Source organism: Hyphomicrobium sp. (assembly GCF_019753045.1).
Classification (GTDB): Bacteria; Pseudomonadota; Alphaproteobacteria; order Rhizobiales; family Hyphomicrobiaceae; genus Hyphomicrobium_B.
This window is the reverse complement of sequence record NZ_JAIELN010000018.1, coordinates 17,316-38,527: the sequence shown is the minus strand read 5'-3', so window position 1 is coordinate 38,527 and position 21,212 is coordinate 17,316. Positions and strand designations below refer to the sequence as shown.

18 protein-coding genes are annotated in these 21,212 nt (G+C 60.0%); 8 read left to right on the top strand and 10 right to left on the bottom strand.

The genetic code is table 11. The features are described 5' to 3' along the window. Positions 1 to 483: 483 nt before the first annotated feature. The 3 genes from K2Q04_RS18610 to K2Q04_RS18600 all read left to right on the top strand — a co-directional run bounded on the left by K2Q04_RS18610 (position 484) and on the right by K2Q04_RS18600 (position 1,854). Positions 484 to 627, top strand: a complete 144-nt coding sequence (locus K2Q04_RS18610; protein WP_177228212.1) for a hypothetical protein — start codon at positions 484 to 486, stop codon at positions 625 to 627. Between the two features lie 240 nt (positions 628 to 867). Continuing rightward, complete coding sequence (locus K2Q04_RS18605) at positions 868 to 1,263, top strand: cupin domain-containing protein (protein ID WP_291166326.1); 396 nt, start codon at positions 868 to 870, stop codon at positions 1,261 to 1,263. A gap of 279 nt (positions 1,264 to 1,542) precedes the next feature. Next, on the top strand, positions 1,543 to 1,854 hold the full coding sequence (locus tag K2Q04_RS18600; RefSeq protein WP_291166324.1) for a hypothetical protein: 312 nt from the start codon (positions 1,543 to 1,545) through the stop codon (positions 1,852 to 1,854). 19 nt (positions 1,855 to 1,873) lie between these two features. Here the strand turns inward: K2Q04_RS18600 and K2Q04_RS18595 are convergent, their stop codons facing one another. From K2Q04_RS18595 to K2Q04_RS18580, 4 genes are all read right to left on the bottom strand, one after another. Continuing rightward, the gene (locus K2Q04_RS18595) at positions 1,874 to 3,328 is read right to left on the bottom strand and encodes an aminotransferase class V-fold PLP-dependent enzyme (protein ID WP_291166321.1); all 1,455 of its coding nucleotides are present in this window, start codon (positions 3,326 to 3,328) and stop codon (positions 1,874 to 1,876) included. After that, complete coding sequence (locus K2Q04_RS18590) at positions 3,325 to 4,869, bottom strand: hypothetical protein (protein ID WP_291166319.1); 1,545 nt, start codon at positions 4,867 to 4,869, stop codon at positions 3,325 to 3,327. The genes K2Q04_RS18595 and K2Q04_RS18590 overlap by 4 nt, the downstream gene beginning before the upstream one ends. 25 nt (positions 4,870 to 4,894) lie before the next feature. Then, complete coding sequence (locus K2Q04_RS18585; RefSeq protein WP_291166317.1) at positions 4,895 to 6,133, bottom strand: tetratricopeptide repeat-containing protein; 1,239 nt, start codon at positions 6,131 to 6,133, stop codon at positions 4,895 to 4,897. Between the two features lie 215 nt (positions 6,134 to 6,348). Further along, positions 6,349 to 7,341 (bottom strand): VacJ family lipoprotein, encoded by a 993-nt coding sequence (locus tag K2Q04_RS18580; protein WP_291166315.1) that lies wholly within the window; start codon positions 7,339 to 7,341, stop codon positions 6,349 to 6,351. A gap of 490 nt (positions 7,342 to 7,831) precedes the next feature. Between K2Q04_RS18580 and K2Q04_RS18575 the strand changes: the two genes are divergently transcribed. Continuing rightward, positions 7,832 to 8,245: a hypothetical protein gene (locus tag K2Q04_RS18575; protein ID WP_291166313.1), complete on the top strand. Its 414-nt coding sequence runs from the start codon at positions 7,832 to 7,834 to the stop codon at positions 8,243 to 8,245. A gap of 173 nt (positions 8,246 to 8,418) precedes the next feature. After that, positions 8,419 to 9,558, top strand: coding sequence for a GNAT family N-acetyltransferase (locus K2Q04_RS18570; RefSeq protein ID WP_291166311.1), 1,140 nt, complete (start codon positions 8,419 to 8,421; stop codon positions 9,556 to 9,558). Between the two features lie 22 nt (positions 9,559 to 9,580). On the opposite strand, the gene K2Q04_RS18565 is transcribed toward K2Q04_RS18570, so the two are convergent. Continuing rightward, complete coding sequence (locus K2Q04_RS18565) at positions 9,581 to 10,786, bottom strand: FAD-dependent oxidoreductase (protein ID WP_291166310.1); 1,206 nt, start codon at positions 10,784 to 10,786, stop codon at positions 9,581 to 9,583. A gap of 360 nt (positions 10,787 to 11,146) precedes the next feature. Between K2Q04_RS18565 and K2Q04_RS18560 the strand changes: the two genes are divergently transcribed. After that, positions 11,147 to 12,310 (top strand): glycosyltransferase, encoded by a 1,164-nt coding sequence (locus tag K2Q04_RS18560; protein WP_291166308.1) that lies wholly within the window; start codon positions 11,147 to 11,149, stop codon positions 12,308 to 12,310. Between the two features lie 13 nt (positions 12,311 to 12,323). Here K2Q04_RS18560 and K2Q04_RS18555 read toward each other — a convergent pair whose 3' ends face one another. After that, a complete protein-coding gene (locus K2Q04_RS18555) occupies positions 12,324 to 13,757 on the bottom strand; it encodes a hypothetical protein (RefSeq protein WP_291166306.1) in 1,434 nt (477 codons plus the stop codon). Between the two features lie 124 nt (positions 13,758 to 13,881). Here K2Q04_RS18555 and K2Q04_RS18550 point away from each other — a divergent pair, with 124 nt between their 5' ends. Both K2Q04_RS18550 and K2Q04_RS18545 read left to right on the top strand, forming a co-directional pair. Further along, on the top strand, positions 13,882 to 15,084 hold the full coding sequence (locus tag K2Q04_RS18550) for a glycosyltransferase (RefSeq protein WP_291166304.1): 1,203 nt from the start codon (positions 13,882 to 13,884) through the stop codon (positions 15,082 to 15,084). A 31-nt stretch (positions 15,085 to 15,115) separates the two neighbouring features. Beyond that, positions 15,116 to 15,901, top strand: a complete 786-nt coding sequence (locus tag K2Q04_RS18545; RefSeq protein ID WP_291166303.1) for a polysaccharide deacetylase family protein — start codon at positions 15,116 to 15,118, stop codon at positions 15,899 to 15,901. Positions 15,902 to 15,910: 9 nt separating this feature from the next. Here the strand turns inward: K2Q04_RS18545 and K2Q04_RS18540 are convergent, their stop codons facing one another. The 4 genes from K2Q04_RS18540 to K2Q04_RS18525 form a co-directional block, all read right to left on the bottom strand. Further along, entirely contained in the window at positions 15,911 to 17,248 is a 1,338-nt protein-coding gene (locus K2Q04_RS18540) for an O-antigen ligase (protein ID WP_291166300.1), read from the bottom strand. A gap of 17 nt (positions 17,249 to 17,265) precedes the next feature. Then, positions 17,266 to 18,303: a cellulase family glycosylhydrolase gene (locus tag K2Q04_RS18535; protein ID WP_291166298.1), complete on the bottom strand. Its 1,038-nt coding sequence runs from the start codon at positions 18,301 to 18,303 to the stop codon at positions 17,266 to 17,268. Then, on the bottom strand, positions 18,293 to 20,632 hold the full coding sequence (locus K2Q04_RS18530; protein WP_291166296.1) for an exopolysaccharide transport family protein: 2,340 nt from the start codon (positions 20,630 to 20,632) through the stop codon (positions 18,293 to 18,295). Before K2Q04_RS18530 ends, K2Q04_RS18535 begins: the two co-directional genes overlap by 11 nt. 188 nt (positions 20,633 to 20,820) lie before the next feature. After that, a complete protein-coding gene (locus K2Q04_RS18525) occupies positions 20,821 to 21,120 on the bottom strand; it encodes a hypothetical protein (RefSeq protein WP_291166295.1) in 300 nt (99 codons plus the stop codon). Positions 21,121 to 21,212 lie beyond the last annotated feature (92 nt).

Below are 21,212 nucleotides of genomic sequence, written 5' to 3'. Positions count from 1 at the left end.
GCGAGGGCGGCGAGGCCGTGTGGCCCGCCAACGAGGCTGTTTAAACAACATACCGACTTCGGTGTCAACACCCGCTGATCACCGACTCGAGTTACCCACAGCCTCGAGTAAACGCCTTTATTTGCGGTGTTTCCAGCGGCCATCGCACGGGCAACTCCGCAATTCTCGTCTCTGAAATTTTTCATGCGTCACATCTGCCGCACCTGACGCTGGATGCACGCCCTCACGAATGGCGGCAGCGCTTCATGACGACCGAAGACCTTCGAGGAACACCGATGCATGTTGCGGGGCAGTATGCACCTTCCGACCAAACCCCGCGCGAGCATCGACAAACCGCATCAACGGACGAGGGCCGCTAGCCATCTCTGTCATCGCGGATCGCGACCACCGACCAAATCGACCGCCCCGCCGCAAAAGAAATTTTAACCGGAAAGGAACATGCAGCGTTTTTCGACGTTGCTAAGCCGATCTCCGGAGTATGCCATGGGCTATTCTTTCTACGCTGTGCTGAGTTCGCTTCCGCAAATCGCGGCTGCCGCCTTCATTCCTGTTGCGGCAACGATCGCAGTGGGCTTCATCGTCAAGTCGCTGCGGCTACGCCGCGGCGGACATGTCGGCCTAGACTGATCACAGCGCACCGACCACCGATCCCCCGCAATCAGCATTAGGCTGATCGTTCATGCTTTGCGGCCGTCGAATGAGCGGTCCGCAGAGCTACCCGACAAACCCATACCCGCACAAACCCATACCCGCCTGGGCCTCGCAGTGATGTAGGCTGACGCGCACCACTGCGACAGCGGAGCGTTGCTTTAGCACCAGCCGTGAACGCTCGACCAAATCGCCCTGCAGCTTGCAAAGGAAAATCCCATGAAGATTACGCGCAGCGGCTCTCAACCGTCAGCCAAGGGTTCGCCGGAGTACTTTACTGGCCACGCACGGATCGATCCGCTCCTCCAGGCGCCGGAACCCGCGCGCGTCGCCGGCGCACTGGTGACATTCGAACCCGGGGCTCGCACCGCCTGGCATACCCACCCACTCGGACAAACTCTGATCGTGATGACGGGCCTCGGCTGGGCTCAGCACGAAGGCGGCCCGATCGAAGAAATCCGTCCCGGGGACGTCGTGTGGTTTCCGCCCGGCGAAAAGCATTGGCACGGCGCAACGCCGACGAACGGCATGAGCCACATCGCGGTCCAGGAAGCGCTGAACGGAAAGGTCGTCGACTGGTTGGAGCACGTCACCGACGAGCAGTACCGGAAGTGACGACAGCCATACCGAGCTCAGCCCTACACACCGTCTCTCCCAGACAATTTGGCGGCTGCCCTTAACGGGATCATTACCCGCTGAGCCGACAATAGCCTCGGAACAGATCAAATCGAGTTGCGTAACCACCGATGGCCACCCACCCGAATTTCAGATCCTACCCTGAGCGCGAGCGGAAAAACTTCGGCCTGACCCTCGCCATCATCTGCTTGATGACGCTCGCTTGGGTCGTGTTTGCGCTGTTCCATTGATCGGCTTCGCGGGGAAAATTTCGTATCAATGAAAACGCTTATCGCGCTCGCTGCGTTCGCGGCTGTGGGTTTCAACGCATCATCCGCGTCGGCCGCGGATTTCGGTGGCAGCTATCCGCCGCCTGATGATGCCTATTTTGAGGAGGTTCTCCCTCCACCGGTCGTCATCGCGCAGCCGTACAACAACCTTTACGAGGAAAACGGCTACATCTACGCGTCGCCGTATCCGCTTCCCTACTTTGGCCTGTTTCCGAATTGGCGCAGGCCTTACGGCGCTGTCGAGGTCTATTCGCGCGCCCGCTGGGATGCCCGTAGAGGGCGGCAGCCTCGCCGCTGGTAGGAGCTAGGAGCAACGGCTCCTACGCCTCCCTTGCCAAGCCACTGATCGCTTCCATGAACTGATCGATATCGGCGCGCGTCGTCCGGTGATTGAATATCGCGCACCGGATCACGACCTCGCCGGCGATCGTCGTCCAGGAAGGCGCGGCCGTCCCCGCTTCCTGAAGATCCATCACGAGTTGGCGGTTGTCCTCGCTGCTTCCCCCTTTAACGCCGAAGCAGACGATGTTGAGAGCGACCGGAGCCTTCAGCTCGAAGATCGGACTCTGTTTCACCTGCTCTGCCAGATAAGTCGCTAGCTCGCAGGTGTGGAGGATGGCGTCGCCAATCCGCGCCGTTCCTAAGGTTTCGATTGTCATCCACGTCTTGAGAGCCCGGAACCCTCGCGAGAGATCCGGACCGAGATCGCACGGCCAAGTTTCGCCTGCCGCGAGTCCCCTCTCCGCGCGTTGAAGATAAGCAGCGGGTTCGGCAAAGGCCTGGCTGTGCGCCTTCCCGTCTTTCACAAGCAGGAAGCCAGCCTCGTAGGGAACCTGACCCCACTTATGAAAATCGAGCGCCACTGAGTCCGACTTCTCGATCCCCGCACACACATGACGAAGCCGCGGCGCAAAGATCGATAGCGCTCCGATCGCGCCATCGACGTGAAACCATAGCTTTTCTTCCGATGCGACCCGGGCAATGTCCGCCAGCGGATCAATCGCTCCCGTGTTCACGGTTCCGGCAGTCGCAACGACCAGGAACGGCAGAAATCCCCGAGCCCGATCGGCTGTGATGGAAGCCTTCAAAGCTTCAGGCCGCAGCCTCCCCGCGGCGTCGACCTCGATCTTCCGCAAATTCGCTGATCCGATGCCCGAAAGTTGCATCGCCTGCGCTATGCAGCTGTGAGCTTCCGCCGACGTGTAAGCGACGAGCTGACCGTCCCCGCATCTGAGGCCCGTCTTTCGGCTCTCACGTCCAATCGCGTTCACCTTGGCGATGGTGACGGCCAGAAAATTCGCCATCGACGAGCCCGTGAGCAGCAACCCGCTCGCGCCATCCGGATACCCGAATGCCTCGGCCATCCAGCGAACGATCTGACGTTCAACCTCGATGCCGATGTGGTCTCGGCCCCCACAATTCATGTTCAAACCGGCAGCCAGCATGTCCGCGACCATGCCGACCGGCGTTCCGGCGCCCTGCGCCCACCCCATGAAGCGCGGGTGCAAATTGCCGGAGGCGAACGGCAACACCTGCGTTCTGACGTCGGCCAGGACGTCGCTCAGATCACGCGGGCCAACCGGCAGCGCCTGAGCGAAACGATCGCGCGTTTCATCAGGAACCGGTTGCCAGACAGCTCTCTCTCGGATGGTTTGAACATGCGTGATGACATCGTCCAGCGCAGCGTGAGCGAGCCGGCGAAATTCTGCCCAGTCGGTCGGATCAAGATCGCGCGAACGATCAGCAGGCCACACCTCGCCGTCTCGGCCCGTCATGCGCCGAAGGGATGCCGTCGGATTCCCGACCACTTCGCGAAGACCGTGTCGAGATCAGCCTCAATTGGCTTGAACGCGTCCTGCAGCGTCTCGCCGGCAGCCATACGCGCCGCGACCCCCGCTATGTCGGTCGCCGACGCTCCAATGCGAAGCGCAACTCGAGGGCCGATCCGTACGGCCTGCCCGATATGGCAAATCGGACCACCGGCAGCACTTCTTAGCGCGACCTGATCGGCCTGCGCTTGATCAAAGGACGCAAAGCCTCCGTTGCCGCCCAGGACCGTCAGCGGAACGATGCCGCGCGACGCCAGATACGCGCCCTCGTCGTTGGGATGCAGCTGGACACCCTTCAGGTCCGTCGCTCGAACAAGGACGGCGTCGACGAAGTGCTGCTTGATCTGAGCACGCAGCATCTCATCGACAGCTGCGTAAGGCACGAGGTTTGCGAGCGCCGCCACCCATCGCAAGCTGAGGCCGATATTCATTTCCGACTTGAAACCGAAGTCGGTCCGTTGGCGAAGCGACGCCGGCCAGTCCTGCGCTGCCGTATATTCTGCGAGACCGGCTGGAATATTCCGGCACCGAGCAAGCTCGTCGACGGTTGAGGCCGGGATCAACAGGGCGCCGGAAAAAGGCGGCCCCGCCGCGAGCTTCGAACCCGTCACAGCGACGAGGAAGCCGTCGTTCAGATCTTGCCGCAGCTGACTGAGCGGGCAACGCAGCTGGCAAGCATCGATGAGAATGCGCACGCGGCCGGGCGCGGCGGCCGCAAGCTGGCGCGCCGTTTCCCTCGATACGCCTTCCAAGCCCGTCTTCGAAGTATCGAGCACGTGCACAAGAACATCGCGCCCGCGCCTCAATTCCTGTTCGACGAGCCCGGCGACTGCGTAATCGACCGACTCCCGCGTGCGCTGCTGGCCCGTTTCATCTCGGATCGGAACGGTTCGAACCTCGATGCGGCTGTCCGAAAACCCCTCGAGAAGCTCGCCGCTATCGACTGCGCGGCCAAGCGCGGTCAGATCTGAAAAATGACGGCCCGACGCCGCAAGCGGAATACCGTTCCCGGTCTCGTCAGGGGCGATGAAGATGTTGGTGATCGGTCTCACCGAGAGGCCTGCGACGAGGCAGAGGGCAAGGATTTCCGCGTCCGTCCCCGAGGCCGCCAGAATGACTTCGGCATCCGCCACGGCGAGGCTCCGGCGAACGCCGTCCCGCACGTCGTCGAACCATTCGTCGTATGGAATTGGGGTAACCGCATTCGTACCGACGAGACGCTTCAGTGCGCGGTCGGCGGCAGCGTAACCCTCCGCCGATACGTTGCTCGCCGTCGTCGACGAGAACGAGATTTCTTCCCCCGCAGGTCTTGTCAGCGTCCCATAGCGGTTGCGGCCTGTCGCGGCGTCAGACCAGATACGCCTGTCGCCGCCGCTTCCGAGCAACAGCGAGACAGAGGAAAGCGGCTGCCCTGCGTTGGCATAGGAAACAGAATCTAAGTCGGTGTCCGTCAACCCGTTGGGAATAGTGCGCAGCTTCGCGACCATCAAAATCTCCGAAAGTGAATGTCGCTCATGCCGCGCTGATCATCTTGGGTTGGACACGCCGTTGCAGCGCATCTTCGAACGCATCGAACAATTTGCGCATCGCCAGCTTTTTGTAGGGAAACGTAACGTCGGAATCCATCGAGTGAACGATCATGGCGACGTCGGCTTCGAACAACAGGAGCCGTCCATCGGGAAGTTCCGCGCAATCGATCGCGAAATAATCCAAGCCGAACCGCTTATGCAGCGCTTCGAACGCGACCGCGTGACGAGCGGCGAAATCGCTGTCGAAATCGCGCATCCACGCCGCTTCTTCCGCGCGACGATCCGCGTATTTTGCCATGCCTGCACTGAGGTAGTGCACCATCCAATGATCGGATACGGCGAGATGGCTCGCGTATGCCCGTCCGTCGATGAATGCAATTCGCTGCTTCCGGAATTTGCCGTCCGGCCCGCTGTAGTCGACGAACGGCGCGATATAATACTCAGCCTCCGATCGGGCTTCGAGATAGCGGCAGAGCTCTTCTTCGCTCGTGATTTTTTCCATGGATTTGCCGGCGTGCGTTCCGACCGGCCGCACGATGATCGGGTAATCCATGCCGGCGAGCCGAAGCTGACCCGCTGCAATTTTCTCGAGCGTATCGCGTGAAACGTCGACCGTCGTAGGCGCCAAGATCGACGGCTCATCGACGAAACTTCCCGCGACGCCATCCCGGGTGAGCGCCACGATCCGCAAAGGCGCATTGTTCATGATAGGGCCTGCCCACCCGCTCAGAAGCCGTTCGAGCCTCTGAAGGACAGGCCGATTGGCGGGAGACTCGCCGATAGCGACGAACGCGACATCATGATCGGGAACGCCGGAGAGATCGCTCGTTCCGGCATCGACATAGTGCAGCAGAACGTTCGCGTCCGAGGTCTCCAGAAGAAACTCGATCGGCGTGTTCGCCATGAAGTCGCCGGCCGTCACGAAAACGAGAATTCTTGGCCCTGTGCCTCGCCCATTCCGGATGTGAAAAGACCGGCGAATGTCGAGCGCCGCAGTCTGCGCCAGCACCGCCTTGTCGGGCTGCCCCAACGTGTACAAAATCGTCGAAAGATCGAGGAACGCCGCGGCATCGTTCGGATCGGCCGAGACGCGCGCTAACAGGTCGTTCCAGATCGGCGTAATGTCTCGTCCTTCATAGAGATGACGAACCAGAGGCGCCTTGCCGATGATGAGCGACTGCTCATTTACGTCGTCGACCTGAGCAGCTGCTCTTTTCAGCATATCGCACCTTGCCACGGAGGCTCATGTCGGGCCTCGCGCGGGAACGCCCGGAGCGGTCGCGCAAGCAGCTCGATTCCTGGCGTCCAATCTCTGTGCGTGGCCTTGTGCCAATCTGACGGCGCGGCTCTGCGCGGCAAATAACGCCCGCGGCCAGGCGCGATTCGCCATTGCATCAACGAGAATGCATCAACGGGAATGACGTGTTGTGATTCCGATCACCGGGCAATCGGCGCTTCCGCCGGCTTCGGCGGCCCGATGATCACCATTGTCCCGGTGTCGGGACTTGCGGGCTTGGACGCATCGACGACTCGCCGGACTTCCAGCATCGTCGGCGATGAAACGAGCACGGTCACGGGCTCTATTGCATTGGGATCAGGCGGAGGCGGCGTGCTCGTCAGAGCGCTCGTATCCAATGCTTCCTGCAGTTCTGCCTGACGCTTCTGATCCGTCACGCTTCGGAGCATCGTATAGAAGTCGAGCGAACTGTCCTCGAGCGTTTCCATATCCTGCGCTTTGCTGAGATTGGTGAGGGGGCTCGACACACTTCCCGCCACGCCGACGGCATTCGTTACGGGTTGGACGTCCTCGACGAAATCCGCGACGCTCTTCATCGACATGAGCGAAGCAGGGAGAAGTGCACCCGAATCCAGCTGCGCCGCAAACTCGATACCGCTGCCCATAGCGTCTCTGACGTTTGTCGGGCCGACGATCGGCAGCACCAAGTAGCTGCTGTCACGATAACCCCAGACAAACATGGTCTGGCCGAAGTCGCCTGACTGGTGGTCGAGCCCTTGCGCCACCGCAACGTCGAACAGGCCGCCGACACCAATTGTCGAATTCAAAGCGAAACGTCCAAGCGTGGTCGCCGCCGCCTTCGGACGAAGCTGCAGAATGTTGTTCGCGAACACCATCGGTTCGGAAAGGTTCGTCGAGAACGCGTCGACCCTATCGCGCACCGCCTGAGGGACGTTCTCGTTGTAGGCTTTGGCGACCGGATAGAGAATGGAATGATTGAATTTCTGATTGGTCTCGAAGACGGCGCGGTTGAAGGCTTCGTTCGGATCCGAAATCGCCTTCGGCTCTTCATCTTTTTCGGGAGACGCGAGATATTGGGCAGGCGGCAGCGACATCGGCGAACCGGCGCACGCGGACATTCCTGCGGCGACCATCATGCTGCCGGTCAAATTGAAGATTGCACGAAACTTCACGTTCCGACTTCCCCCGTGCCCCACGCCCCCGCCGAGCTCCTGAAATTTATCGGAACTATTTCCGGGAAGCTAGTTGCTCGGCCCCCAGCATCGAACGGCGTCCACCTTTTTTCGATCCCGGCATTGCGCCGAGACCACAAACGAGCCGAGTTACCGGCCCGAGCATCTCGAAACTGTATGAATTCGCCGATCCAAGGTTGTGTGTCCGGGCATAAGATCTCTTTGATGAGAATCAGTGGCTTGGGCCCGCGACCGGTACTCCGGATATGCCGCTGACCGCCATAAGGTGCCGCGCGAACTTCGCAGACCTCCTCTGCGCGCGTCGGCCGATGGATCGCCACCGGGCCGTCCTATTTGTCGTGTCTAATTTGCCGTGATCGATAGCGGCCGTTCAAACATCCCCGAACGTCGCATTTCGCAAATATTCCGCCTGCGCTACTTTTCACGAAACGCGACTCGATCAACGACGAATGCTCAGACGCGGAATTTGATGCCGAGATACTCACCCTCAAACGGTCTTCGCCTAGCCGCCCTTGCAGGCACCGCGTTGATTTACGGCCTCATAGGGCTGCCCGGAGAAAGCTCGGCGAAGCACCGCAAAACGCCGGTTCAATCATCCAGCGATCCTTGCGCCGAACCGACGGCATTCATCCGACAGCATATCGCAAAAATGAAGCAGCTGCAGGGTTCGCTCGAACTCGGCTCGGACAACCTCGTTGGTTGGATCCAGCATCTGCAAGGCCAGAAAAGTCTTGATCCCGATAAGGTCGCAAAATTGGCGGACTTGCGCCGCGACGCCGACCGCGTCAATGAATTGCTCCGCGCGGGTGGATGTAAAGCCGTCGACATCGACAGCGAGTTGAACCCGACGCGCGCCACGAGCACCGTATCGCCGTCAAAATGACGAGCCTCGGGCTCAACGCTCGCAAATTCTGACGCTCTCCAGCGAGCCGCTAGCAGAACGTTAGTTTTTGCATGACATGAATTCTCTCTGCGAGACAGCGGGCTGGCATCCATTGTGCAACGTTCGGGAGGCACGGTTCGCCGTGTCGCATCCCCCTCGCCCCGGGTTATCCATTGACTGCTTCCATCAATACAAATGTCTCGGTCGAAATTGCTTCGACATGGGGTTCCGTTTCCGATCGCTGGCAGGCGCTTGAGCGGCACGCATTTGCATCGCCCTTTCAAACGGCCCATTGGATCGGAAATTGGTACGAATCCTTCGCACCAACCGGCGTCGAACCTGTCATCGTCAGCGTTGTAGAGCGAAGTTCCGGCCGTGATCTCATGATGATCCCGCTCATGCGGCATTCTCAGAACGGGATCAGACGGATCGAATTCGCCGATTTATGGATTACCGATTACAACGCACCGCTCGCACGCTCGGACTATGACTTTCAGGGCTTTGACCGGGAGATTTGGCCGGCCATTCTGCGAGCGCTTCCGCCGGCGGACGTCCTGACGCTGCAAAAGATGCCGGTGTCGCTCGGCTCGAATGTGAACCCCATGACCACGCTTTCCGGCATCGAAAGCAGTGATCTGAGCGGCCATATCGTATCGCTCGGCGACAATTGGGACGAATACCTGTCGACACTCAGCAAATCTGCACGCCGGGAACTACGCCGCCGCACGACCAAGTTCGCCAACGAAAACGGAGGACGGCTGCGGCGCATCACGAACAGCGATGAGGCGGTGAAAGCCCTCCAAGTACTCCAGGAACAACAAACCTCGCGCTTGGCCGCCCGGGGCGCCAAGCATGTGTTCAATGAGCCGGTCTACCAAGAGTTCTATCGCCGTCAGCTTTTGCGCGGCCTCGTGACTGGACACGCAGTCATGTTCGTACTCGCGGCCGACGCCGAAATCGTCGCGACATTCTTTGCTCTCAAAAATAACGATCACACCACGCTAATACGCATGAGCCAGTCGCAAGACCCTATTTGGCGGCCGCTCGGATTGGGCAAGATGATCATACATCAGGCCCTCGAAACGCTTCATGCCGAAGGCTGCCGTACCTTTGATCTGTCGGTGGGCGCTCACCGATATAAGGACGAATTTGGCGTTTTGCCCGTGCCTATGGCGGAATTGACAACCCCGCTGAGTTTGCGCGGCACGCCGTTCATCGCACGCAGAAAAGCTATCGCCTACATTTCGCGGAAGCCCAAACTGATGGCACTCGCACGCTCGATTGCCGATAGGCTCCCGCGCCTCGCATCGTAGCACCGGGCGCGACGCTATTCGATCAGGATGCCGACAGCAGGCTCAATCGCTCAGCGACGGAAGCTTCCATGATGTTGAAGCGAGATCTGAGAACCGTCTTGATCCGCCGGAGATCCCAGCTCAGGCTGCGGTCGGTCGCAAATCTGCGCGCATAATGCGCCGCATAGGCAGCCTTTTCATCGACCGATGTCTTCCGGGGATCGTCGTAGAATGACGCAAGTTTACCCCGGCTCATGCCGGGCGTCGCAAGCCAATCGTCAATGTGCTCCGACAATCGCGCGACATCATTCATGCACCGGGTCAATCCAGTGCCGGTCGCGGGACATGACGTCTGAAACGCATCGCCGATCAAGACGACGCCGTGCTGCCGGTGGTTCGCCACGCGATCGAGATCTATCATTCTGATCCGAACCGCATCGGTCCTCTCGAACGATCTGAGAAATTTCTCGAGCCCGGGCATGGCGCCGTAAAGCGCCGAAACCGGATCGTTTCTGATCGCGGCGACAAACGGATCCTGATGACCGTGGTAGGTGAAGAGATTGGCGCGCATCACGTCGCCCATCGGAAACAGCGTGATGTAGGCGATGCCGCTTTCAAGACGCTCGCTGTAATACGTCAGCGCCGAAAAATTGAATTTTTGACCTTCACCCGGCCTGAGCGAAAAGCCGACGCAGAGCGAGTGATGATGGACAGTATCGAGCGTCATTCCGAGGTTTTGACGTAGCGCCTGCGAGAGCCCGGTTGCCAACACGACGAGACGCGTTGACAGCGTTTCGCCGTTGGCGAGTTCGACGGTCTGTGTCTCTTCGCCGTTGCGGATCTTCACAACGCGCTCGTTGACGAACCGCACGCGTCCGGGAACGCCTCTCCGCAATGAATTGATGAAGTCCTGATAGTTGAAGCCGTATTCGGTCGTTGTACGCAACTCCTGAATGCTGCCGGACCGCACGACCAGCATCTGGTCCACGCGCGTCGATACCGGCCTCAGGAAGTCGAGAAGCTGAAGTTCTTCGATGAGATCGAGTTGGTCGTCGACAATTTTCTCGCAGCGAAATTCCGGAGGATGTTTGGCACGCATGTCGACAAGCGTGACGGAAATTCCCCGCCGTGCCAGCACGATCGCAGCCATCGAACCGGCGGCGCCCCCACCGATGATCGTGACATCGGAGACGGGATGTTCGCCTCCGCTCGCAAGGTCTTGCGCAGCCGCGATCTCGTTCGTCGGCACTTAGCTGTCCCCTAAGTCTGGAGGTGTCGTTTCATATTGAACACCGTTCCAAATCGGAACGCGGGACTCCGAAAACCGGTCAATATGGCCGGCCTCCCGAGAGGATTCGGATGATGATTGGAAGGTCACGAGGGGTTGCACGAAGCTCCGATGGGGTGTCGCGAAGGCTCGTTACCCAAAGCAAAGATAGCGCCAACTGGCTTTCGCGGCCTCGCCTGTGGCGGCTGCGCACCTCCCCCTCTCGAATGATCCAGAGTCGACGAAGTAGCCCGGCCCAACGCACCCCAATTGGCTGCTGGTTTGCAACGGCCTGCCCAATCGAGCCGAAAAGAATTGCCGGCCAGAGTGGGAGCATCAACGTTGCAAGCCAAGTTCCAGTTTGAGGCATCGCGAAAGACTTTGTTAACCAACGCGCGCCTCGCGACGGCCGGCGCGGCCTTGCCTGACGAGGGCGCGGCACATCTCGGCCGAAGCGGCACCTCCGTATTGCAATTGGTTCACAGCAATGAGGGCGGCGGCGTCGAAGCGCTTGCCCAGATGATCTCCGATGGCCTTCAGCACAACGGCGCCCGCGTCGAGACACGCTTCATTTACCCCGGCATCAGCGCCACCACCGCTCAGAAGCTGCGCGGCGTTGCAGGCGCGATCCTAAAAATCGCGAGGACAAGGCCCGACACGCTCATCGCCTATCAATCGACGGCATCTGTCATCGTCGGGTTCATTGGCGCCCTCGTCGGCTGCAAACGGCGCATCGTGCACCAAACGGCGATGCCGGACGAAATTCACCCCGCAGTACGATTGCTTGATGCAGCCATGGGGTCGGCAGGGCTCTACAGCGTCAACATTGCGAACTCCGCCGCAACCGAGCACGCCTTCCGTCACTATCCACGGCGTTACCGCAGAAACCTGCGCAGAATCGATCACGGCCTTGACGCACCAAAAGCCCGTCACCCCCGCGCCGAAGTCTTGCCGCGATATGCCGTTCCGGACGATGGCCTGCTGCTTCTGAACGCCGGCAGACTTTGCGATCAGAAGGGCCAGCATCAGATCATTCGCGCCCTGCCTCATGTGACTGACGCCCGGCTTATCCTTGCGGGTGGCGGACCGAACGAGAACGACCTTCGCGACCTGGCACGCTCACTTGGAGTTGCAGATCGAATCCACTTCTTGGGAATTGTCTCTCGGGAAGCGCTCGGAGATCTTCTCGGCGCCGTCGACGTGTTCGTGTTTCCGTCCAAATGGGAAACGTTCGGGCTCGCAGCTGTGGAAGCAGCCATGGCGGGTGTAGCGATCGTTGCCGCTGACCTTCCGGTCTTGCGCGAAGTCCTCTCCGTCGGCGGAGGCGAACCTGTAAGCTTCGTTCACCCCGATGACACTCTGGCATTCGCCGAAGCGATCGCAGACCAACGCCCGCACACACAAACAAGCGTCGATCTCGATAAGTTCGCTCAGGCAATTCGGGCCAAATATTCACGCGGCCGGATGCTCGCCGCCTATAATGAACTGGTCGTCGCAGCCGAATAACACCGCGCAGTTCTTAGACCAATCGTGGAGCGGCCAACTTGCGGCGTGTGAGTTGCCGCATCCACACGCCGATACCGAAGATATCGTACACTTTGATCACGAGGCACGCCCCAAGGCCGAGCGCGACGAGCTTAATCGCCAATATCAACACATGTCCCAATGGCAGCAGACCAGCAATATCAGCCAGAAAAGCCGATGCTGCTGCAATGCCGATTATTCCGCAAAGATCGAGAATGGGAAGCGGCATGGCTTGCCACCGTCGCGCCGCGAGCGCAGCAACGAGACAACCCGCACCCTGAGCCGCCAGCATGGCCCAAGCCGCGCCGCCCGCACCATAAGGTGGAATGAGCAGAAGCGCAGTTGCAGCTCCCGCAAGCACAGTCGCGGTCGATACGTAGAGTTCGGCCGATGAACTCTCCAGGAAGTAGATCGCCTGACCGAAGTAGAACGCCCGAAAAACGTAAAGGGCCGTTGCCAACGTAAAAAGCGGAACCAACGACGCGGCCGCCTTCGCGTAAGCCTCGCCGAAAAGCACATGAATCAAGTCGGGCGCAAAGCACAAAATGAACGCCGACCCGAAGGCCGTTATGAACGAATATGCGCGGAAAGCCTCCGTTAGAATAAGCCTCGTTCGCGCACTATCGCCATCGCTCGCGGCGCGTTTGGCGTGCGGCATGTAAGATCCGGCGACCGCCTCGGATACCACAACAAGGCTTTGCTTGATGAGATCGCTGACAGCCCCATAGGGACCAACCGCCCCGACGCTTTCGAACTTCGCGAGAAGCAATCGATCGCCGCTTTGTCCGGCGGCGTTGATGCCGAAAGCCAGGATCAGCGGCGAGCCGTACTTCAAATATTGACGCGCAATCCCGGCTGAAAACTTCTCTCTGACCGCCGGCCAACCCTCGCGGATCAACGGCGCCGCCGCCAAAACGTGAGCAAGCGCAACGCCCGCTGCAAGGCCAGTCGCAGTTCCCGTTAACGCGAATGCAACCGCCCCGGCGATCGGAACGAAAAGCGCCCGAAGGAGCACGGCGACCCCAACAAGCTCTACCTTCAGACGCGCACGTGCGATCTCAAAGAACGTCTCGAATACCGCGAGGCCGACCGTCGGCAAGACGGTGCCAACCACCACATCGCGGCTGAAGATACCGGCCCAAACAGTTATGCCCGCTACGACGACGACCAGTCCCACGAAAACAGACATCGTACGAATGAACGTGCCGACAATCGAAAGCGAATGGTCCGCCGTATAGACGGCAAAAAACGACATCCGCAGCCATTGGATGGCGAACCCGTAGATGATGTACGCCGAGGCGAGATAGAGAAGATAAGCTCCGAACGTCTCAGGGCCTGCGAGACGCGCGAAGAGTGCGACCGAAAGCAAGTTGAGTGCAGCGGCAAACACTCGCGAGCCGATATAGATCACAGTGTGGCGCAAAATCATTACGGGAAAGCCTTACTGCACCACTGAATAATTGCCCGATTTTGGGACACGTCTCGTTTTCATTTTCGACGCATCGCGCCCGCTCGTTGTCGATTCAGGCACGCTTTTGGCATGGACCGCTCCCATGATGCTTCATGGGACAAACAAGAAATCCACTTTCCATGCCAACCTCGAAGGAGATGTTGGCCGACCGCTTGACGCCTCTGCTGTCAATGCCGTGACCTGCCGCCCGCACGTCGCATTCTTTATCCGCGCCCTCCACGGCGGCGGCGCTCAGCGCGACGCCATCCTGCTGGCGAACAGCCTGTTCGAAACCGGCATTGACGTCAGCATTCTCACTCTCGTTCCCGAGGGCCGGCTGAGACAGTTCGTGGCTGACGGCGTCCGCATCGTTCACGTCCCTGCAAAGCGGCTCGCAACGGCAGTCATCCTTCTCAGGAACGCGATCAGCCGATTGCAGCCGACTGTTCTCTTCAGTTCTGAGGCCGCCCCTAATGTCGCGGCGTACGCCGCCACCCGATTGCTCTCGCCGGGATCACGCCCGCGCCTAGTTTTGCGCGAAGTGACAGCACCCTCGATTGCGAAAGGCCTCGACCCATATCTTCAGAACCGCCTCGCCTTCCGCGCGGCCGGATACGTCTACAGTCGAGCCGATCGCGTCCTCACCTTGACAGAAGGCGCGCGCCGCGACCTCATTTTGAATTTCGGCGTACCGGCTGACCGGATCAGCGTCATGACATCGAACGCTGTCATCGATCCGCCGACGGCTGCGCGGTTAGCACTTGGAAAGGGAACTCCCGAAACGCGCGAGAAAGGCTTGCTCGTCGCCATCGGCCGCCTGTCGCCAGAGAAAGACCATCTGACATTGATCGGAGCTTTTGCCGATCTCGCGAAGCGCGCGCCCGCGCGCCTTGTCATTATTGGCGAAGGCCCCATGCGGCCAGCCCTAGAAGACACAATCGCGCGCCTTGAACTCGGAGATCGCGTAACGCTCGCGGGCGCAACGAACGACCCATTCGAATGGCTTCTGAAAGCCGAGGTGCTCGTCAGCTCGTCGAAGTTCGAAGGTCTCGGCAACGTGCTGATCGAAGCTCTCGCCTGCGGAACCGCCGTCGTTTCAACCGATTGCCCCTACGGACCTCGCGAAGTTCTCGAAGGCGGCAGCCTCGGCGGCCTCGTGCCCGTCGGCGACAAGAAAGCGCTCTCTAACGCGATCGAGCTGGCGCTCAATACGCCAACCGATAGGGCTTCGCTGAGACGCGCCGCCGAGCGGCATACCACGCGACAAGCCGCGGCATACCTTATCTCCAATCTGGAACTCGGGTGACACCATGGAGGGGATCAACGGGGTCAGCGGAATGGTTCAAGGAAGTCACGCCGACGTAACGCCGAAGCGCGTTACGGGACTTTGTGCAAGCGCCTCGCGCTATCTCGCGCGTATCGTACCGACGAAGCCGATCATCGCCAAGAACACCCATCCGATCGTGAGCTTCACCTTCGACGATGCGCCGGATTCCGCTCGGACGAACGGTGCGCGGATACTTGATCGCTATGGCATACGCGGAACCTACTACATTGCGCCCGGCATCTGCGGGACCGAGGACGAGCATTGGACCGTCATCGATAAGCGCGATGTCGAAGCGCTCGCCCGCGCAGGCCACGAAATCGGTTGCCACACATACAGCCACGTCAAAGTGCAGAGCCTGACCCGATCCGCCCTCGCGCGCGAAACGCAACAGTGCTTCAATGCCCTCCGCGACATTTGCGGAAACGCTGCGAGCAAAAATTTCGCCTATCCGTTTGGGAATGTTTCGTTCCCGCGCAAGTTCGACCTCGACAAAACATTCAGCAGCTGCCGAAGCATCTACGGTGGTTTGAACTCCGGCCTCATCGATTTGGCGATGCTTCGGTCGATCGAGCTCTATGATCGAACGAGCACCGAGCAGTCGATCAACGCAATTCTCGACCAGGCGATCGCGACGAACGCATGGGTCATCTTCTATACCCACGACGTGACCCCAAACCCGAGCTGGATCGGCTGCTCCCCTGCTCATCTCGAAATGGCTGTGAACGCGGCAATGGCCCGCGGAATTCCATGCCTGTCGGTCGACCAAGCCTTGCACACAATAGGCGTTCGCGCCTGACCGGAAAACTCAGCGGCGATCCTCGTTGGCGACGGGGAAACGCGCGAGCAAATGCATCCCGACAATCGCCATCAGAGCCATGAACCAGACCGGATTGTTGCGCGAGACGAGCACGGTCTCGAGCGACGCCGTGAAGAGGACGTAGATCCACAGCCTCAGGAAATATCGCGCGAGGGCCGGATTGTTCGACAATCGTGATGCGGCCCCGAAGTCCCGCAGCGGAACGTAGATCACCGCGATCAGCAGCAATACCAAACCGGGAATGCCGAATTGAAGCGCCGCTTCGAGATAGCTGTTGTGAGAATCCGTTCCAAGTTCTTCGACCCAGCCCGAGATATCCTCGGGCTCCGCCGGAAGTTTATCCCGATACATAAGCTCGTTCGTCCGCCATGGCCCCGCAAGGCCGTAGCCGAAAATCGGATGCGCCGCTGTTTGCTCTAGAGAGAAGCGCCAAAGATCCGTTCTCCCCGTGAAACTGGCGTCAGGAAGTACGAGGGCGACCAGCGATCTGATTGGACCCGGCCAGCTCGACCCGACCGTCGCAATGTTGAGGAAAACAAGCGGCAGCAGAACGAGGGCAGCGCGAAACCAGCCGCTTCGCGCACGGTAGACCAACGCCGCTAGGATGAGCGTAAATGGCACCAGCGCAATCGACGTCTTCGAAACCGACAACAGCAGGAACACGGATGCTGCGCCGACGATCAGCCAACCGGCCCACCGCTTGCCGATTTCGGCGATGAACAGCCCCGAGAAGATGAGGACGACCATCATCGCCCCGGCTTCATTCTTGTGATTGAAGAAGCCGCGCCAGTTTCCGGCGAGTTCTCTCTCCAATGTATCGCCGGCCGAGTGGATGGAAAGCGACGGGAGGAACGCAACACCCGCGTAGCAAAGAACGAGCACGGCAAAAGCAGCGATCGCGAGTTGATTTGCGAACTGGCGCGGACTCTGCGGCAACCCCACGGCCATTGCCGCAATCGTCATCGAGATGACCTCGAATAGCCCGCGCTTCAAACCCGTTGCGGGATCGCCGGAGACGACATTCGTGATCAGCAGCCAAACCATGAATGCCACGAACGGAAACGCGGCAACGTTGCGGAAGTGGTTAGGCTTCGTCGCGAGCGTAAAGGCCGCCAACACGATGAACAGCAGCGGGAAGGCAATCTGATTGGCGATATTGCCGCCTTCGAGCGGCCCGGCGAGATCGGCGCCCGAGCGGTCATGAAACGGCTCGAATGAAATCCAGTAGACGAGCAGCACGACAAGCACAAGGAACGGACGAACGATCCGCGCAAGATCGCTTGCAACCGGTGCCGCGGTGCCGACTTCCCCTTTCATCGTTACCATTTCTGTTCGCCCTCGGATCAGGTCTCGGGACGCCACGCACGCGCCAGATAGTCTTTGACGAACGCTCCGTACTCGGTTGTTGAGACACCATCCGGCGCAAGCATCCTCGGCGTCGCCCCGGCAGAGAAGCACCACGCCATTGAATGAAGCTTGAGCGGTTCTAGAACATCGCGCGTAAATGGAGCGCCGAAGTCTTCCGGCGTGCCTCTGATGGCATCGTCGCCGTCCCTGCTGAAGCCCCACTCGGTCACGACAACAGGTTTGACCGCCGGGAGGCCGTCCAGGCTGTCCGGCCAGCGCGAAGCGACGCCACGGTCCTCATTCGGATAGCAATGCCAGGAATAAATGACCCGCTCGTCATCGATCAGATTATTCGCAACGCCCTTGAGATCGTGGGCCCACCGCCCACCGGCAACGATGATGATCGCGTCCGATCGCGATCTGATTTCGTTGATCAGGCGCACCCAGAGGGCTTTGAGAACCGGCCAATGTTCGCCGGTGCTTCGCCACAGCTTACCGTCGTAAACCGGCTCGTTCCAAAGCTCGAAAAGAATAGCGGGATCTTTCCCGAAACGTTCGGACACAAGCCGCCAGAAATCCAGAGCCAGCACATCATCGGAAGCAAATGCATCGAGAGGCAGGCCCCAACTGGGATCTACAGGCTCCGCGTAACGCCCGGGAAATCCGATCGCATGCCAATCGATAATCACGAACAGACCTGCGGCTCGTGCAGCGGCGACATCGCGTTCGAGCGCCGCGAGTGTATGCTCCCGATCATGACGCCAATGTCCGGGATGAACGCTGATCCGCACGGCCGTTGAGCGCCAATCGCGTGCAAGAACTTCATAATCGCTGAGGGGCCGTTCGCCCCGCACGTACACCGGATCGCCGACGCCTACACCCAGCAAGCGAATGGGACGGCCGCCGAAACGGAGCTGATTGCCGGCGACGTCGAACCTCGACTGATCTCCCGCACGCGCGGACATCGAACTCAGAAGAGCGCCTGCAGCCGTCGCCCCGGCGAGGAAGTTGCGGCGGGTAAGCTCAGATGGCATGCACCGCCACCGCCGCAGTGGGGCGCGCAAGACCCTTCGCCGTGAGGATCGTTCCGCAGAGACGCGGCATATCCTTCGTCAGGGCGTCAACGCCCGTATCGAACGCGACGGTGTCGTTGGGCCGATTGGATGAAACGAAGAGCACCTGGTTCGTGGCATCGAGATCGCGCGACAAGGCATCAGTACGCGCATCGATGATGACGACATCGTAGGATCGCTTTGCATCATCCAGCGACGCTAGGATCGAAGAAGCGTCTGGGTTGTTGACTATCAGCAGATCGAGGTTCGGATCCCGTGTCTTGCTGATCTTTCCTCTCACCTCCCGCGCTGTGCTCGCGCTCAACGAGCCATCGGCCACCAGCAAGCGCGTAAGTCCGGGCGTCCGAACGTCGCCGTCAACAAGCAGAACCTTCTTGCCTTCCGCGACACATGCATGCGCGAAGGCGAGCGCGATGACAGGCTTGATAGGCACGCCATGATTGGAGACGAACCAAACCGTCCGCACAGCATCTGAACTCGCCCGGCCGCCGAGGTAACCGTGGAGCGTCCGAATATGATCGGCAAACGCCGTATCCGGCGAGGTCGCAGCGACGCGCGCAAGCGATGCCATTGCCGAAGTGCCGTCGCGTAGCCACACTGTCTGAGCCGCCCGCGAAGCGGCGCGCATATCGCAGATCAACCGGCGAGGCGACAACGGAACCACGTCATCTTCACTAGAAACGCCGTTGCTCGCCTTGACGAGCGTCGGCGCCCTGGCAGCACCTCTCGGGGTTTCGTCGGCACTCGTGTCAACGCCGGCCTCAGCAGTCGTTTTGCCATTTTGAGGCGTCTTTAGCGGGATTTCAGTCGCCTTATCGCGCTCGCGTGCTGACGGCATCGCGCGGTCGCTGCTGGCTCCCGTTGCACCTACGGAACGCGGCGTCTCGAAAAGACCTCGCACAAGAGGAAGCAAGATGGCAGCTGCAGCGAATGCCTGCCCGACCAGAAAGCCGAGAATCGCCAGGATAACGCCGCGAGGCGGAAACACGCGCGCCGGAAGCGGCATCGCAGCCGAAATGATACGCACGTTCGTCGTATTGAGCCGCGACTGCTCGCGCGTCTCGCGCGATCGCGCCACCGACTGCTGATAAAGGCTCTGTGTAACCTCGAGATTGCGCTCCAATTCGCGCAACTCGATTTGTGCCTTGGCCGCCTCGTTCATTTCGCCTTTGAGACGTTGAACGGCATCTGCCAAAGATTGCTCATTGGCCTTCGCTCGTTCGTAGTCATGGCGGATGCTTCCAAGGACGCGAAGGATCTCGCGATCCATCTCAGATCTGACAGCGCGCTCCTGTTGAGCCATCGTCACCATCACGGGATGCTTCGGCATCAATTGCGCGGCAAACCGCGCGCGCTCGGCTGTCACCGTGGCGAGCTGCTTTTTCAAATTGATCAACGTCTGCGAAGCCATGATCTCCGGGATCGACTCGGGCGTAGCGCGCGACGCCTGAATATCGTCCATCTGGGCTTTGATGCGCTCCGTCGCGGCTCGCGCCAGGGCCAATTGATTGTTCGCATCGGTCAGCTGTTGCTCGACGACAAGTTTGCCGCTTGCGAGGCCAAGGTTGTTAGCCGCCTTGTAGGCAGCGATCTTTTCTTCCGCCGCGTTGACCTGCTCCTTCATCGCCTTGAGGCCCGAGTCCAGAGCCTCGGCAGCGCCCTCATTGCTCGACGAACGATATTGCGCCTGATCTTCGAGATACGCGGCGATGATCGCGTCGGCGATGCGCGCCGATTTGGTCGGATCGTTGGAGATGACCGACAGCTCGATGACGAACGTACGCTCGGGTCTCTTGACGCCGATCCGCTGCTGCAACGTCTGCAGAGCCGTCGTTTCCCGGTCGCCCTTCGGCTCGGAACTCAAATACCCCGCGAGCCCGGGTAATGCGGTCGTCAAAACGTTGCCTTGAGTGCCGTTGAACTCCGGGTCATTTTGAAGATCCAATGCCGAGATGGCTCGTTTTAGAACACTGTTCGACGACAGCACCTGGACCTGGCTTTCGACGACCGTAATGCCGGAATCGGATTCGCCGGCCCGTGGCATCACCTCTTTGTCGAGAAGTCGGAGGTCCCGCGGATCGACGAGAAGCTCGGCTGTGGCGACATACCGGTGCGGTACGAACTTCGACAGCGTCACCGCAAAGCCAGCGCCTAGAAGCCCGCAAATCAGCAGAAAAAGCGTGCGTCGCCAGAGCGCTGCGAGAATGTCGGCGGCATCGATCCCGCGCTTCGTGGACTGAGAGGCAAGCCGATCCTGAATGGCCCCGGCATGAGGTTTATCCAAAAACACGTCTGTCTCCGCCCGCATCTGGTCATGAAAAAGCGGCCCTCCCCGACCCAATGGAGCCAGGGGGACCGCCAATGACCAGCAAACGACATGCCAGCGGCCGACATGATTAACGATTGGACCGAAAGAGCCCCGGCTCTACCGTCCCACCAATGAAAAAAGGCCCCGGAAGCCGGGGCCTTTCAATCTGGTTATTTTGATGTGTCGCCCGGCTTTTTGTCGGAAGGGCCATTGGTGCTGTCTTGTGCGCCCTTTACGCCGGTCGCGTCCTGAGAAGGTGACATGCCCTGATCTCCTGCACTCGCGCCGCTATTGCCAGCAGGATCGTTTGCATCCATGGCAGGGCCGTTCGTGCTACCCGGTGCACCCTTTACGCCGGGTCCCGAACTCGTGTCCGAAGGCGGCTGATTGTCGTTCGACGTATCAGCTGCGATTGCCGGTGCAGCACCGATCAGCGCTGCGAACGCGCATGCCACAATGAGTTTCTTCATGGCGTGTCCATCCTTTGGTTTCTTCCGTTGCCAAGATGAAACGAACCCGTCCTCACGGTGTTCCGCTACTGCGACACGAACCCGATCACATT